Origin of the sequence: Acinetobacter sp. BIGb0196, from assembly GCF_011759595.1 — a bacterium.
Classification (GTDB): Bacteria; Pseudomonadota; Gammaproteobacteria; order Pseudomonadales; family Moraxellaceae; genus Acinetobacter; species Acinetobacter guillouiae.
On sequence record NZ_JAAOZA010000002.1, the window covers coordinates 661,949 to 676,468 of the forward strand.

Sequence of the window (14,520 nt, forward strand, 5' to 3'; positions counted from 1 at the left end):
ACTGGAAATTTGTCTGTGTTAGACTAGTAAAACTTAACCCTGTGTGTACCTCTATGAGCTTTCTCATAAATCGGGTCAAGTTATAAATCTCACAAATATAGTTTCAGCAATTACTTTACCTATTGAATTAGACACCTTGTGAATACGGTGTTGAACTGCCTTTATTCAACGTAAATTCCACAATTTAATATTTATATTTCAGTGCTTGTCATTGGGCGAACGCTTATCTTTAAAAAGTAGTGTGAGCAAAGCAAGCCAATAAAGATATGTAGAAAATAATGCAAAATTTAGTGCAAAAAGAACAAACTGCAAGTTTGAGTCGCGCTACGCTTATGTTTCCATTGGCGTTGGTGTTATTTGAATTTTCAGTTTATATCGGTAATGATTTGGTTCAGCCTGCGATGCTCGCAATCACCAAAGAATTTGGTGTGAGCAGTGCATGGGCACCATCATCTATGTCATTTTATCTCCTCGGCGGGGCATGCGTCGCAGGGATACTCGGACCTTTGTCTGACCGATTAGGACGTAAGAAAGTGTTATTGTCAGGTGTTGCATTCTTTGTCATCACCTGTTTATTAATTTTACTCACCCACAATATTGAAAGTTTTCTTGTTTTAAGATTCTTGCAAGGTTTTGGTTTATCTGTGATCGCAGCAGTGGGTTATGCTGCGATTCAAGAAACCTTTGAAGAGCGTGATGCCATTAAAGTCATGGCACTGATGGCAAATATTTCTTTGCTTGCCCCTTTGATTGGCCCTGTTGTCGGCGCATTCCTGATTGATCATGTGTCATGGCACTGGGGATTTATTGCGATTGCCTTTTTAGCTTTTCTGAGTTGGTTTGGTCTAAAAGCCAAGATGCCAGCACGTACAAGCAGTATTCCCAAAAAACCGTTGAGTTATATTTGGGATGATTATATGCAAGTCTTGAAAAATAAGACGTTCATGGGCATGACCCTCGGCTTGCCAATGGTGGCGATGCCTTTGATGCTATGGATCGCATTGTCTCCAGTGATGTTGGTTGAGGAACTGGGACTCAGTAGTATGCAATATGGTCTGGCGCAATTCCCTGTATTGGGTGGGTTGATTCTAGGTAATATTGTGCTGATTAAAGTGATTGATCGTTTGCCACTGGGTAAAACAGTTTTGATTGGTTTACCTTTGATGCTTTTAGGTACCGCAATTGTGGTGGTTGGGATCATTTGGCGCGAATATTTTCTTCATTGCGTTATTTTAGGCATGACCTTAGTCAGCTTTGGTGAAGGAATTAGTTTTTCAGTGCTTTATCGTTTTGCCTTAATGTCATCTGAAGTCTCTAAAGGCACTGTCGCTGCTGCTGTTTCAGTGTTGATGATGTTCACTTTCTTCTTTGTGATTGAACTGATTCGAATTCTGTATGAGCATTTTCATCTCTGGGCTTATGCGTTGTCATGTTTTGCGTTAATTGCTTTGTGGTTCACTATTCCACGTGGATTATTAAAAACAATTATGCAGCAACGTAAAGTAAATGGTGAGTTTTAAGCTCACTTGAGTTTCCCTCTCCTTGTAAAAGGGGAGGGAGCTTTGCTTCTTAAATAAACAGGTTAAGGCTGTTGTAATGCTTTTAATTTATGATCAAAAACAAAAGGCCCAAAAGGTAAAATTGAAGCAATTAAACCTAAAATAAACATGTGAATGGACCACTTCTGTTTTCCACAGACAATCAATAACACTGCAAGAAAAGCAAGAAATAACACACCATGTCCCATGCCAATATATTTCACATAAATAGGCATATCCCAAATATATTTCAAAGGCATCGCAATAAAGAGAAGAAGGAGAAAGGAAATACCTTCAAGAAAACCAACAATACGTAAAGATTTGATATTCATGGTCACGTTAGTCAAATGAGAATGAAGCTTGAGTCTAACCGAATTATCTAAACGATTTGAAAAAAATAGTAAATAAAATCGATTGATTTAAATAGATGAAAGATCGTTCTGGAGAATAAGTTTTTAGTTTCCAGACCAGATATAGCCCAATATTTAAGATCGATTATGGTAAAGCTTTGATTGCAGCGTCCTGCTGTTGCTGTTCAAATTCAGTGATATAAACACACCCGATATAGGTTTTGTGTTCACCTTCATCTACAACGGGATTCGATTCAGCCAAAGTCAGTTTACGCAAAGATTTTTCGGTTTCTTTGGTCTCAAGATCTGTTTTTACAACTTTCTCTCCTGAAAAATACGGCATATCTTTAAAGAACGGATTTTGCGTGATTTGAAACTTTTTAGCGAGGTCTTTGGTATTCGCATGTTTTAAAACAGCCAACATTCCACCAGTAACCAAACTGATTTGATCTGTAGTTTGACCAAATACCGTAATCGGGACTTTACTGACATAGCTATATTCTTCACCTTGTTTGATCCAGCCATTCTTTTTCAGATCATCCTCAAATTCAAAACCTAAGTCATAATAATTTTTCAGTGTCTTTTTACACTCTAAAAATTGCTGTAAGTCTTGATTAAATTGAGAATCTGCAAAAGCACTGGGCGCAGCACTAATGGTCAATGCAGAGAATAAAAACGTTAGGCAATGTCTAAGTTTCATGTGAAGCCTCTAAATATCTGGTCATTCTTGCTATTTAATTTCTAATCGAAGTAAGGTTGTTTTTAGTTTTAACAACTCAGGTAAGGTTTCCAATAATAAACTGATTTGTTTAAGCACCAAAAGTAAATTATCTGACAAATTTTCTTGATCACTGATGTGCTGAATTTCAGTGAGTTTTGTTTCAATTAAGACTTCATTTACAGCGGTTTGATTGAGCAAAACATCAGTTAAGGTATGTTTGCACCATAACATTAAATCTAAAATCTGCTGATCATGTACATGTTCACGATGGCTACCTAAAGCTGAAACATAACTGAGCTGGCTATGGCTATAAACTAAGTATCTAAAGGCATTGTGAATTAAATCCGGATTTGGATTGGGTTCAGCACTTAAGCTGGAAATCATCGTGGATAATTCAATCTGTGCATTATGTGCCGCTCGACGTGCTTTACGATAATCAATACTGTTGGTACGGCCTTGTTGATATTGTTCAACAACCGCATCGAAATAGTCTAAGGTTGCCTTACTGCTTTTACGGATATTGTTGGAAATATCACGGAAGTTCCAGTCTGGCCAAATAAAACTGACCGCAAACCATGCGATTAAACACCCCAAGAGGGTGTCGATAATGCGCGGTAAAATAATGGCATAGCCTGCGCCTTTTAAATTAAAGATCAACAAGACCATTAGCGTTGCCATTAAAGTCGCCATGGCATATTTCTTTGAGCGTAAGTAGAAAAAGTACACCCCAAAAATAATGGTAAGGAGTAATTGCCCTTCAATACTGGGGACAAAGTATAAAATGGGAATACCCAAAAGTACCCCTAATACAGTCCCTAGCGTGCGCAGTTTTAAACGACTTTTGGTGGCAAAATAACTAATTTGGCACACAAATAAACTGGTGAGTAAAATCCAATAGCCGTTTTTGGCAAAGGGTAGTAGCGAAATGGCATAGCCCACAGCAAACACAAACGCGATACGCACGGCATGGCGAAATAATGCAGAATTTGGGGTTAAATGTTGTTTAATCTTGAGCCAAAGGTCTGGTAGATCATGGATATCATCATCCAATAAATTGAGATTATCTCGATGTTGGCTATAACTTTGTTGATAATTACGTTGTTCAATACTCAGGTTAACAAATTGATCTTGCACATTTTTCAGATTGTTTAATACCAACAGTAAGTTTTTTACTTCTAAATTATGTGGATTGTGTTGAATCCATTCCTGCATTGAGTTTTCTAAATGGGCTAAAGCAATATTGTTGTCTGTATGCGTTTGAAAGATTTGGCGCTTTAAAATTGCCTCGGCAAGTTGCTGACAATTACGCGCCTGCAAACGTACATTCTTTTGAATGCGATATATTAAATCTGTGCGGCTAAAGTTTTGATGAATCTTTTCATAGTGCAAATAATTGGAGGTAACTTGTTCATGAATATCTTGGGCCAGAAAATATAAATTAAGCCAGTAAATGGTGTTTTTATTGGCACGAGAGGCTTTTAATCGGGTCAGTAATGAGGCTTTGGTTTGGTTTAAGTTTTTTACCAACTGACTGTTTTGCAAAGAAAGGTCATATAAAAGCTGTTCAACATTGTCGATATTATCAGGATCAAATAGTTTTGCTTTTGACATCAACAGCTCGGAAAGAAGATTGAAGCTATTGGATAAGTTGTCTTGTACAGCCTGTGTCGGTTTCAGTAGATAGAAAATGATTGAGGTCACGCCATACCATAATGTGCCCATGACAAAATAACTGGGCTGTTGATACCACTCAGTATATTCACCCAAGCCAAACATGGTATAGATTGACAAGAGTACGGTACCAAATGAAATGGTGGCGTAGCGTTGCCCTAATGCGCCCATTAAGATAAAAACTGCGCTGGACAGAGATAAGTAAATTAAAAATAAAAGTTTATAGGGATGTAAAAAATCTAAAATACTGCTGACTGTAAAAAATAGCACACAGACTAAGCCAAGATTTCTTAAACGGATACTCAGTCGGTCATCAAAATCTGTGAGCGCTGTTGCAATTGCACCAAGCGTAATCGGTACAATGAGCTGTTCATAACCTAGAAAATACAGCCCAAGCGTTGTTCCAGTTAAAACAATCAAAATCTGTAGGCAATAAATCAAAGTTGAATTTGATTTTATATTTTGAAAGATTTGCTGATAACTATTCACAGTGTCAATTCAGTGGCTTGGGCGTTTCAATATTTTACTCATTTCTGAAAAGGCGACACGATTTATTGCATATAGAAATGTAAAAAATAAACGGTAATATTCAACATTTTGTATACAGTTTAACCCTTACTTAAATGCTTAAAAAAACTCAGAATAAGCGATCAAATACTTAAAAATAGCAAAAATGTCAAACCAGCAAAACACTGAAATAAAACAACCTCGTTATCGAAATGCTGAATTAACAGAACGTCGTAATTTAAAAATGGCGGGTTCGATCCATGCCTATGTACGTGGCAATACGGCCAAATATTATGATTGGTTGAAGCAAGCTGAAATAAGTTCGATCCCACAGGGGCCAGCGATTTGGATTTGTGGAGATTGTCATACTGGGAATTTGGGCCCTGTTGCCAATGCTGAGGGTAAAATTGATATTGAAATTCGTGACCTAGATCAAACAGTGATTGGTAATCCTGCCAATGATGTTATCCGTTTAGGGTTATCCTTAGCCACAGCTGTGCGTAGTTCAGATTTACCTGGTGTGGTCACCGCGCAGATGATTGAAGCGTTGTATGCAGGTTATGTACATGCCTTAGTACAAAATGGTCGAGGGATTGATAAATTACAGCGACCAGTACTTGTGCATAGTGCGATGCAAAAAGCACTTAAGCGAACCTGGAAAAATTTAGCAAGAGAGCGTTTAGAAGGTTTAACGCCAGAAATAACCTTGGGGAAGAAATTTTGGCCCTTATTGAAAAAAGAACATCTCGAAATTCATCGTGTTTTTAATCAGCCCGATATTCAAGACTTGGTCACAATGATTGGTCAGCGTGATCAATCCGCTCAGTTGAAAGTCATCGATTCAGCATATTGGGTTAAAGGGTGCAGTTCTTTAGGCTTATTGCGCTATATCGTACTGATGGATTCATCGAATCATATTGTCAGAGATGGCAAAGGCTTGTGTTTAATGGATCTGAAAGAAGCCACAACAGCACTTGCACCACGTTATTCAAATACACCGATGCCAAAAGACAATGTGGCAAGAATTGTTGAAGGCGCAAGACATTTATCGCCATTTTTAGGGGAGCGGATGCGAGCAAGTAAGTTTTTAGATACTTCGGTTTTTATTCGAGAGTTATTGCCACAAGATTTAAAACTCGAAATAGAAGGGGTCAATGAAGTTGAGGCCAAAGACTTAGCTTTCTATTTGGCTTTTGTGGTTGGTCGGGCACATGCTCGACAGATGGATGATGCAGTACGCAATGCTTGGGTAAAAGAGCTAAAACGCAATCAATCTAAAACCATTGATGCGCCATTTTGGCTATGGCGTAGTATTGTTGAATTGATGAGTGTACATGAGACAGGTTATTTGGAACATTGCCGCCGTTACGCGCTTTCGCATCTAAAATAAACACGATGTGGATAAGCGCATACTTATCCACAATTAATGATTTAAATTATTGAATCACACCACAGGCAATACGATCCCCACCACCACCCAGTGGTTTTGGATGATCTGAATAGTTATCACCACCCGCATGAATCATAATAGCTAAGCCTTGAATATCGGCCAGTTTTAGACGTGGTGCAATTAAGGTTGTTTTGGCATTACCATTTGAATCTACATTGAGTACAGGTAAATCGCCCATATGCCCATCATTCGGAGTGCCATGACCAGTTTTCTGTGGATTGAAATGACCACCCGCAGCTAAAGCAGCGCCCATTTTCCCGTCTTTTTCAGCAGGGGCACATGAGCCTTTTTCATGAATATGGAAACCATGATAACCAGAAGGTAATTGGCTAAGTTGGGTGTTGATGGTTAAACCATTTGGAGAATCTTGCAAGCTTACTGTACCAATTTTTGCACCAATGCCTTGTGCAGAGACCGCATGCATATCCACTGTTTGTAATGGTGTTTTAAGCTTAGGTTTGACCGTTGTTGTACTACATGCCGCTGTAAAAAGTGCGATACATGTACAAAGTATAGAAGTTTTAAAGAAAGTAGATGTCATCGAACGCATCCAAAGTATTTGATTATGATTAGTCACTATTCAAACAAAGCACGGCCTGATAAACAATGTGAATTAAATGTCTGATTGTATGAATTTATTTAACAGTAAATTTGATTGGCATTGATTATGCTGACTAAAAATAAATAAACAAAATAATTACGCAGAATATCTGCGATATATAGATCGTTAGACAAGGTATATTCGCCAATTAAAGCTTATTCGCGAATATACGATTTCAAATATTGAAATTTTAATTGTCACTTGCCTGAATTGGGCTAAGGTTTTGTAGGCTGATCATCATCAATGTCATAGACCATCGTGGCATCTGGCATTAGGATTTCTGGCTCAGTGGTTTCATGTAACCACTCACGCCAAATGGCCAAAAGAATTGCAAGAATGACAGGGCCAATAAACAGTCCAACCAGTCCAAAACTTGCTAATCCACCAAGTACACCAAACATGATCAACAAGAACGGAATCTTGGTTGCACCTGAAATAACCAAAGGTCGAATCACATTATCAGCAGTACTGACAATACAAACACCCCAAGCCATTACACCAATTGCTTCCATGGTTTGACCTTGTGAAAACAGCCATAATGAAACTGCACCATAAGCAACAGGAGGGCCGAATGGAATCAGTGCCATCAAGAAAGTCACAATGGTGAGTACCATTGGATTTGGAACACCGGCAACAAAATAACTCACACCAGCAAGAAATGCTTGAGCAACCGCAGTTAAACCAACACCATAAACCACAGCACGGGTTGTTTCAGAAATGGTGTCAAGATAATGGTGAATACGTGGGCCAATTAACATTTGTAAGGCTTTACTGACTTGTTCCAAAATGGTTTGACCATCTCGATAGAAGAAGAATAAAGACATGATTGCAAAACCCAGCTTAACCAAATTCTTGGTAATTTCGTTCAGGACGAATTTACCATAGTTCATATGGCCTTGAATCCACAGACCAATGGTTTGCGAAAGGCTGGTAGGATCGGCATTAATTTCACGTACGGTACGGCTGACTTCTTTTCCAATAATGGGGAGTTCACGGATAAAGTCTGGAACAGTCAAATGACCTGAAGATAATTGGCGTTGTAGGTCGAAATAAAGATTTCGTCCTTCATGTTGTAAAATAAAAATAGCAAAAGTCAGTGGAATTCCAACCACCAAAACCACCAGTGTAATCATGAGTGATGCACTGAGGGTTGGTCGATTCGAACCAAACATTCTTAAGATGCGTTTGTACATTGGCCAAGTCATATAGGCGATAATACATGCCCATAACACAGGTACAATGAAGTATTTGAGAATATCGTAACCCAAAAAAATAAGGATGAACAATAATCCAAACAATAAGATACGTTGTAAGTTCGAAGTGAATTCTTGCACTAATTACTCTAAAAATTGTGAGTGATTGACTCAATATTAACTGAAAAATAAAGTGTGGCAAATTTTAAGCACAATTTATTTGATCTTTATTGAATTGGTTTTAGAACCAATCGCTTGGATCGTCTATTAAAGCATCAAGTAAGGGTTGCCATTGTTCTTGAATGGTTAAAAAGTTCTTTTGGGTTTTATCAAAAACATTTAGACCTTGCATCGCCAATTGGCTATAGGCAGTACGTTCAGATATCCATGCAACAGGTTTTTGTTCGATTTTATCAAAGAATTGCTGAATATCTTTCGAGCTTGAGCTGTTGGCTTTCATTCGATTGGCAACCAGATATACAGAAACTTTACCTTTACGAATTTTTTTAATGTCTTGGATGTGTTTAAGGAAACGTCGGGTACTGTCGATATCAAAAAAAGAGGGTTGTAACGGAGTGACTACAGCATGGCACTCACTAATCAGTTGTTCAGCATGTTCACCAGTTAAAGCACCTGGTGCATCAATCACTAAATAATCTAAGTTTTTAGGTGCATCTCCAATTGATTTTTCATGACGCCAATCCAGACTTTGAATTGTTGCTGCAGTGTCAGGACGTTGCTTTAACCATTGCAGTGCAGATTTTTGTCCATCTGCATCAGCCAAGGCCACTTTATAGCCTTTTTGTGCAAGCGCCGTCGCTAATGTTATTGCTGTAATCGTTTTCCCACAACCGCCTTTTAAATTTGCAACAAGTATTGTTTTCATGATTGATCAATTAAGTCTGTAAGCTAACCTTCACCTTACTTTAGCATTAATTTTTAGCATATAGGTTATACATGACAAAACTTTAGTAGTTGTTTACATTGTGCAAGATATCGAGTTAAAGGAAAAAGCATGTCCATCTGGATGGCGATGTTAATTGGTGCATGTATTGGCATCGTTTTAACCACAATCGTGTTATCAAGTACGCGTAATGGCAAAATCAAAGCAGAGTATGAGCAGTATATTGCTGAGTTGGAATTAGAGCATCAGCAGGCTTTAGCAAGCGCACAAAAGCGTAGTGTAAATACCAGTCGTGCTGTGCTGAAAGGCAAAATGGCGGAACAACTTGCACCAATCATGCCTGAGTTTCGTTATTTACCCAGTGATGCCAAGTTTTTAGGTGATCCTATTGATTATGTGGTGTTTGATGGCTATACCGATTTTCGAGATGGTGAAGGTTTGGCTGAAGATATTGAAGTGGTGTTGATTGATATTAAGAGTGGTGGGGCACGTTTGACCAAAGGGCAAAAAGCGATTGCCCAAGCAATTCAAGACGGACGAGTCCGCTTTGAAACGATTCGGATTGATTTTGAAGATTAGAAGGTTGAAGTGTTGTTGCATCGGGTGTGTAGATTTTTAGCCTAAATCAAAAACCAAGGTCCTTTTCGACTTTGCTTTAGATCAAGTGAAAAGGACACTGTTTTTAAATTGTGGGTGAAAGGCGAAACGATCTTGTTTTTAACAAGGATTGAGTGAGGTTAAAATTTCTCTATCAAATTTTCTATTAAATTTATCTATTCAATGGCGCAAGCTTAGAGCTTGTGTGCTCTGGCCATAAACATACGCCGTCCAATTTTTGGCAGTTCCTCAGCATCAAAATAATATTTTTCAGAAAACTTAAAATTGGCGTTTAAAAGTTCAAGTTCGATATTACGGTTTAAGTGACATCCATCAGCAATAACTTTTTGTATAGGTGTTAAAAGATCTTGCAGTTTTTTTAAGGTGTTATTGTCATGATATTGAACGTGTTCAATTAGATGCAGTGTCCCTTGAGGTTTTAAAACGCGATAAATTTCTTGAATGGCTTTGTCTAAATTGGCAATGCTACACATGGTCCATGTACTGACGATATTTTCGACTGAATGATCTGCAAAAGGCAGCTTTTCTGCGCTGGCTTGAATGTGTTGTACATGAAAAGGTGCATCAAATACCCGTTTTTGAGCAAGTTGATAGACATCTCGGTTTGGCTCAAGCGCATAAACTTGATCAACCTCTTGGTAAAATGGCAGGTTTAAACCTGTGCCAAAACCAATTTCTAAGACTTCACCTCGAACTTTTCCAAGTAATTCTGCACGTCCATCCATCATGCTTGGTGTTTGCATCACCTGATTAAGCAAATGCGGGAAAATACGTTGTTGGTAAAATTTATAAATCATCATTGTATGCAATTATAGGAATATAAGCTAAATTCTAACCAAAGCCTGCTTTGAATATAAGACAAAAATAGGACGAAATCTCTGTATTTTGTTACCGAAACTCGATTTTTATTTTAAGTTTTTATATTAATACTAGGATTATAGATTTTGTACAATTTTTAAGTGTGGTTTGAGGAGCATGATATGAGTAAAAAGTTAATCTGTGCAGCGTTGATGGCACTGAGTGCTTTTCAGGTCTATGCCTTTCAATCTACTGATTCTTCTAAAGTTTCAAAAGCCAACCCAGCATTTAATATTGCCAATGGTTTAGCACCAATCGATCAACATCAGAAGATTTCTGTTTTGGAACCTTTTCATGGGGAGTTTCGGATCCTCGGTTCAAAAGAATATAAGGATGATGAGCAAGCAAAATTTTCTCCAATTGATTATGCAGTAACTCGTGGTTTATTTACTGAGCCTGAAATTGCCCGCCAGATTTCGATCAATCAATATGATCGTTTCTTAAATTGGAAAATGGCTCGACCACCAATTCCTGCTCAATTGGCAACTCAATTGGTCAGTAATATGCATATTATTCCTGCTAATCCTGAAATTGCTCAACAAATCAAACAGGTAAAGCGTGGTGATTTAGTTCGTTTAACTGGTGATTTGGTTCAAGTGAATGATAAAGATTTGGTGTGGAAATCTGCTTTGGATTGGAATGGTGTCGGTGATGGGGCGTGTAAACTGATTCGGGTGAATTCTATTCAGTGGTTGGAAAAGCAAAATATCTAAATTCAAATTGAGCCGCATCAGAGAAGATGATAAGGTTTGCTATAATTTTAGCCAGTTTGAATCATAAAGAGTGTGATAAATGAAAGGTTTAGTGGGTTTTACTTTGTTGGTTTGCAGTTTGGGCTTAGTCGCTTGTCAAAGTTCAAGTCCTACAGTGGAAGGTAAAACACATGAGTATACATTGAAACAAAAGTGCCCAACTTTGATGGATATGAAAGTGGGTGAAGTGCTTGTATTCAATGCACCTGAAAACCCAAGCACAGGTTACCAATGGCAGTTATTACAACCACTTAAAATATTTAAAACAGAAGAAACCTATTTGCAAAATGATAATGAAGAGGGAGCCGTGGGTGTCGGTGGCACCAAGACGTTCCGTTTTAAAGCTGAAAAACCAGGACAAGATTATATTGAATTGGTGCATGTTCGTTCATGGGAATCTTCAAAACAACCTGATCAACAATGGCGTTGTCGTATTCGGGTTTCTTAGGATTTCACTTTAATTGTACTGGTTCAAACATGACAGCGTTTCTTCTCTTGTGCCATTTGATCTAGCACAAGAGAAGATTAAAGCATTAGTTTTTTATTTTTTATCGGTCAATTGTTTCCAGTGATCGAGTTGATCTTTGGCTGTGAACATACCCCCCATACCTTTTACATCATCAGCTGAATTTTTAGATTGACCGTCTTTAGACAGTTTATTCTCGTCATAGATTTTGGCTTGATTTTCCCAAAATTGATAAATTAAACCTTGAATATAGCGACCTTGTTCAGTTTTTAGATCCAGTTCTTTAAGCATATTCAACGCAGATTCAATGCTATCACGTTTGAGTTGCTGATCAATTTCGTAGGTCAGCGTATCTTCAGCTGCACGTTTTTTAAGGTCAGCTTCTAAAGCATTATTATTTTCGGTAAATTTCTGATCATATTCTTCAAGTAATGCAATATCGTGAGCATCATCGGGTGTACTTGGAAAGCTTTTAATCGGTTTGGTTTTCAATTGATCCATGATCTCTTGAGAGGCGTCTTTAGGTTCAGATGAATTGTTTTGCTGTGGGCTATCTTTAGGAGAACATGCTGCCATGAAAACGACGGATGTAAGTAAACCTGAAAGGAGTAAAGGGCGAAGTATTAAATTCATGATAAACATTCCTCATTAAAGCGTTTCGATTAGCGCAGTTTCCTAAAGTTATAAACATAGGTGACATAAGGGAAGTCTATTTCATCTTGCGCATGTTTACCCGTATATTCCAAGACAATATGTTCGAATTTGTGTTTCAGCGCGAGTTGCTCTTGTTCTGGCATCGCTGCAATAAAACTGGTGGATAATAAGCGCTTGCTGACCACATTTTCCACGGTTCCAGTTTGTACTTGTGAAAAGACTTTGGCTGTTTCAAGTTGGAATAAAAATTGATTTTCAAACGCCAATTTCCATTGCCCACTATGGTAACGTGGTGTGTCTCCTTCGATCGTCGCGAGCAGATCTGCCAATGCTTTAACCCAGTTTATCGTCTCATCGCGCTGGTTCCAGACCAAACCAAGGTGACCCTCAGGTTTTAAAATGTGGTGAATTTCATTCAAGGTTTCAATATTGGCAAACCAGTGAAATGACTGGGCGCACAAAACAGCATCAATACTTTCAGATTCTAACGGAATTTGATCACTCTTTGCTTGAAGCGTTTGTACATCAGGATGTACTATTTTCAATTGTTCCAACATTTCTGTGACGGGCTCGACAGCAATAATATTGGGCGTTGCTTGTTTGAGGTAAGGGAGAAATTTTCCAGTACCTGCACCTAAGTCAACAACGCTTGAATCTGAGCCTAGAGCTAAATCTTCTTTTAACCATTTGACCACGTCTTGTGGATAATTGGGTCTGACTTGTTGATAAAGTTCAGCAGCAGTACTGAAGCCTTTTTGAGCAGCAGGATGTAGGGAATGTGTCATATTTTGCGCTTTTTTATCTGACTAGACTCTATAAAATATGACACTTGAAGCAATCAATAGGCAAGCGCCTATTTATTTAATTTCAGCCAATGATAGAGCTAGTGCTCGGTGTGCGAATGGATAAGCAAATAATTTTTGAAGATGATCATATTAGAGCAATCTATTTACAAGGCGATTCTGACACTTTAGTCCTGTCATTTGGTGACTTGATTTCTAGAGCCAAAGGACTTTCCATCAATGCTGAAAAGTCTTTGATGAAATATAACTATGCCGTGGTCGGGATTATGCCAAAACAGAAGTCTTGGTTTCCTGCCTCAAGCATGGCTGCATTGTTAGAGCACTTAGATCCCATTTTAAAACAATTTAAAAATATCGTGGGTTATGGCGGTTCGATGGGTGGCTATGCGGCAATCAAATATGCCAAAGCTTTAAAAATGAATCGTGTTGTTGCCATGGTTCCGCAATATTCTATCGACCCTTTAGAGGTTGAGGACAAGCGTTATACAGATTTCTATGATGCTGAATTAAATGCGGATATGCGTATTCAGGCACAAGATATCGTTGCAGACTGTGAATACATCATTGTTTATGACCCTTATTTTGAAAATGATAAAGAACATTATTTAAAAATTAAGCCATTGATCCCTCAATTGCATACGTTACATTTACCGTATACTGGTCATGATGCGATTGCAGTTTTAGCCAACTCTGCGTTACTACATGATTTTATTGAACGTGAATACGATCAAACTTATTTTTATAAGCAGATTCGTGAAGTAAAGAAAAACAGCAAATTTTATTATCGAAGTGTGATTGCTCACTTATTGGGGACACATAACGAAGCTTTGGGTAAAATTCTAAAAGGTACAGATATTCAACTGGATAGTACTTTCTTTGATGCCAGTTTAAAGCAGACCATTACGCGTATTTTATTGACCAATAAGCGAGTGGATGAGCAAGATTTGCAGAAACTGGGTATTCAAGTCAATTTTGCTTTTGAAGATAAAACGCAGCTACAAGACAGTTTTGGCAATATTTTAGTATTTAACGTGATCACACAAAAGCTAGAAAGCTATGATCAACAAGTAATTGATGTGAATGGCAAATACATTATTCCATTGCATGTTGAAAACAATGGTTTGGCACAAGTCGAGATCAAAAAGCAGACCTATTTGATCTGTATGAATGATCGCCGTGTAACCAAATTATTTAAGCAAGATGAAGCGTTATCTTTGGATATGAATCCAATTGTGATTAAAAAAACCACTGACTTTTATGTATTGACCTATAAAAACTTTTATATGAGTTGTGATATTCAAGGTTTGGTGAGTTTTGATGATGAAAGCTTAAATGAGTTTTGTCACTTTAAGGTTGCTTAAAGTCAGCGGTTGAGCTGAAACACCATTTGCTGTCTAACGATTTGACATTTGAGCCATTTAAATAGACAGATAC

At 37.9% G+C, this 14,520-nt stretch carries 15 protein-coding genes; 6 read left to right on the plus strand and 9 right to left on the minus strand.

What is annotated here, in order from left to right; genetic code table 11:
* The first annotated feature begins 278 nt into the window (after positions 1-278).
* Complete coding sequence (locus FHR28_RS15870; protein ID WP_004818687.1) at positions 279-1,520, plus strand: MFS transporter; 1,242 nt, start codon at positions 279-281, stop codon at positions 1,518-1,520.
* A gap of 62 nt (positions 1,521-1,582) precedes the next feature.
* Here the strand turns inward: FHR28_RS15870 and FHR28_RS15875 are convergent, their stop codons facing one another.
* From FHR28_RS15875 to yccS, 3 genes are all read right to left on the minus strand, one after another.
* Positions 1,583-1,870: a DUF3817 domain-containing protein gene (locus FHR28_RS15875; protein ID WP_034615366.1), complete on the minus strand. Its 288-nt coding sequence runs from the start codon at positions 1,868-1,870 to the stop codon at positions 1,583-1,585.
* Positions 1,871-2,033: 163 nt separating this feature from the next.
* Positions 2,034-2,588 carry a hypothetical protein gene (locus FHR28_RS15880; RefSeq protein WP_166783046.1) on the minus strand — a complete coding sequence of 185 codons (555 nt, stop codon included), beginning with the start codon at positions 2,586-2,588 and terminating at the stop codon, positions 2,034-2,036.
* 30 nt (positions 2,589-2,618) lie between these two features.
* The gene (gene yccS / locus FHR28_RS15885) at positions 2,619-4,769 is read right to left on the minus strand and encodes a YccS family putative transporter (protein WP_166783047.1); all 2,151 of its coding nucleotides are present in this window, start codon (positions 4,767-4,769) and stop codon (positions 2,619-2,621) included.
* A 184-nt stretch (positions 4,770-4,953) separates the two neighbouring features.
* Between yccS and FHR28_RS15890 the strand changes: the two genes are divergently transcribed.
* Complete coding sequence (locus FHR28_RS15890) at positions 4,954-6,177, plus strand: DUF2252 family protein (protein WP_166783048.1); 1,224 nt, start codon at positions 4,954-4,956, stop codon at positions 6,175-6,177.
* A 46-nt stretch (positions 6,178-6,223) separates the two neighbouring features.
* On the opposite strand, the gene sodC is transcribed toward FHR28_RS15890, so the two are convergent.
* The 3 genes from sodC to FHR28_RS15905 form a co-directional block, all read right to left on the minus strand.
* Complete coding sequence (gene sodC, locus FHR28_RS15895; RefSeq protein ID WP_004718225.1) at positions 6,224-6,778, minus strand: superoxide dismutase family protein; 555 nt, start codon at positions 6,776-6,778, stop codon at positions 6,224-6,226.
* Positions 6,779-7,053: 275 nt separating this feature from the next.
* Positions 7,054-8,172 (minus strand): AI-2E family transporter, encoded by a 1,119-nt coding sequence (locus tag FHR28_RS15900; RefSeq protein WP_166783049.1) that lies wholly within the window; start codon positions 8,170-8,172, stop codon positions 7,054-7,056.
* Positions 8,173-8,272: 100 nt separating this feature from the next.
* On the minus strand, positions 8,273-8,917 hold the full coding sequence (locus FHR28_RS15905; protein ID WP_004718222.1) for a ParA family protein: 645 nt from the start codon (positions 8,915-8,917) through the stop codon (positions 8,273-8,275).
* Positions 8,918-9,046: 129 nt separating this feature from the next.
* Here FHR28_RS15905 and FHR28_RS15910 point away from each other — a divergent pair, with 129 nt between their 5' ends.
* Positions 9,047-9,514 carry a Holliday junction resolvase-like protein gene (locus FHR28_RS15910; protein ID WP_166783050.1) on the plus strand — a complete coding sequence of 156 codons (468 nt, stop codon included), beginning with the start codon at positions 9,047-9,049 and terminating at the stop codon, positions 9,512-9,514.
* Positions 9,515-9,726: 212 nt separating this feature from the next.
* Here FHR28_RS15910 and FHR28_RS15915 read toward each other — a convergent pair whose 3' ends face one another.
* A complete protein-coding gene (locus tag FHR28_RS15915) occupies positions 9,727-10,350 on the minus strand; it encodes a class I SAM-dependent methyltransferase (RefSeq protein ID WP_151956641.1) in 624 nt (207 codons plus the stop codon).
* 183 nt (positions 10,351-10,533) lie between these two features.
* On the opposite strand from FHR28_RS15915, the gene FHR28_RS15920 reads away from it, so the two are divergent.
* Both FHR28_RS15920 and FHR28_RS15925 read left to right on the plus strand, forming a co-directional pair.
* Positions 10,534-11,124, plus strand: coding sequence for a hypothetical protein (locus tag FHR28_RS15920; protein ID WP_004818701.1), 591 nt, complete (start codon positions 10,534-10,536; stop codon positions 11,122-11,124).
* A 79-nt stretch (positions 11,125-11,203) separates the two neighbouring features.
* Positions 11,204-11,611: a protease inhibitor I42 family protein gene (locus FHR28_RS15925; protein WP_004718213.1), complete on the plus strand. Its 408-nt coding sequence runs from the start codon at positions 11,204-11,206 to the stop codon at positions 11,609-11,611.
* 93 nt (positions 11,612-11,704) lie between these two features.
* On the opposite strand, the gene FHR28_RS15930 is transcribed toward FHR28_RS15925, so the two are convergent.
* Together FHR28_RS15930 and FHR28_RS15935 are read right to left on the minus strand one after the other, a co-directional pair.
* Positions 11,705-12,262 carry a hypothetical protein gene (locus tag FHR28_RS15930; RefSeq protein WP_154129281.1) on the minus strand — a complete coding sequence of 186 codons (558 nt, stop codon included), beginning with the start codon at positions 12,260-12,262 and terminating at the stop codon, positions 11,705-11,707.
* Between the two features lie 29 nt (positions 12,263-12,291).
* The gene (locus tag FHR28_RS15935; protein ID WP_166783051.1) at positions 12,292-13,068 is read right to left on the minus strand and encodes a class I SAM-dependent methyltransferase; all 777 of its coding nucleotides are present in this window, start codon (positions 13,066-13,068) and stop codon (positions 12,292-12,294) included.
* An 89-nt stretch (positions 13,069-13,157) separates the two neighbouring features.
* Between FHR28_RS15935 and FHR28_RS15940 the strand changes: the two genes are divergently transcribed.
* Complete coding sequence (locus tag FHR28_RS15940; RefSeq protein ID WP_004818705.1) at positions 13,158-14,447, plus strand: hypothetical protein; 1,290 nt, start codon at positions 13,158-13,160, stop codon at positions 14,445-14,447.
* Positions 14,448-14,520: the final 73 nt, after the last annotated feature.

Bases quoted from the DNA above. Each gene is read 5' to 3' on its own strand.
- FHR28_RS15870 (WP_004818687.1), top strand. From the start codon at position 279: ATGCAAAATTTAGTGCAAAAAGAACAAACTGCAAGTTTGAGTCGCGCT.
- FHR28_RS15875 (WP_034615366.1), bottom strand. From the start codon at position 1,870: ATGAATATCAAATCTTTACGTATTGTTGGTTTTCTTGAAGGTATTTCC.
- FHR28_RS15880 (WP_166783046.1), bottom strand. From the start codon at position 2,588: ATGAAACTTAGACATTGCCTAACGTTTTTATTCTCTGCATTGACCATT.
- FHR28_RS15890 (WP_166783048.1), top strand. From the start codon at position 4,954: ATGTCAAACCAGCAAAACACTGAAATAAAACAACCTCGTTATCGAAAT.
- sodC (WP_004718225.1), bottom strand. From the start codon at position 6,778: ATGACATCTACTTTCTTTAAAACTTCTATACTTTGTACATGTATCGCA.
- FHR28_RS15905 (WP_004718222.1), bottom strand. From the start codon at position 8,917: ATGAAAACAATACTTGTTGCAAATTTAAAAGGCGGTTGTGGGAAAACG.
- FHR28_RS15910 (WP_166783050.1), top strand. From the start codon at position 9,047: ATGTCCATCTGGATGGCGATGTTAATTGGTGCATGTATTGGCATCGTT.
- FHR28_RS15915 (WP_151956641.1), bottom strand. From the start codon at position 10,350: ATGATTTATAAATTTTACCAACAACGTATTTTCCCGCATTTGCTTAAT.
- FHR28_RS15920 (WP_004818701.1), top strand. From the start codon at position 10,534: ATGAGTAAAAAGTTAATCTGTGCAGCGTTGATGGCACTGAGTGCTTTT.
- FHR28_RS15925 (WP_004718213.1), top strand. From the start codon at position 11,204: ATGAAAGGTTTAGTGGGTTTTACTTTGTTGGTTTGCAGTTTGGGCTTA.
- FHR28_RS15930 (WP_154129281.1), bottom strand. From the start codon at position 12,262: ATGAATTTAATACTTCGCCCTTTACTCCTTTCAGGTTTACTTACATCC.
- FHR28_RS15935 (WP_166783051.1), bottom strand. From the start codon at position 13,068: ATGACACATTCCCTACATCCTGCTGCTCAAAAAGGCTTCAGTACTGCT.
- FHR28_RS15940 (WP_004818705.1), top strand. From the start codon at position 13,158: ATGATAGAGCTAGTGCTCGGTGTGCGAATGGATAAGCAAATAATTTTT.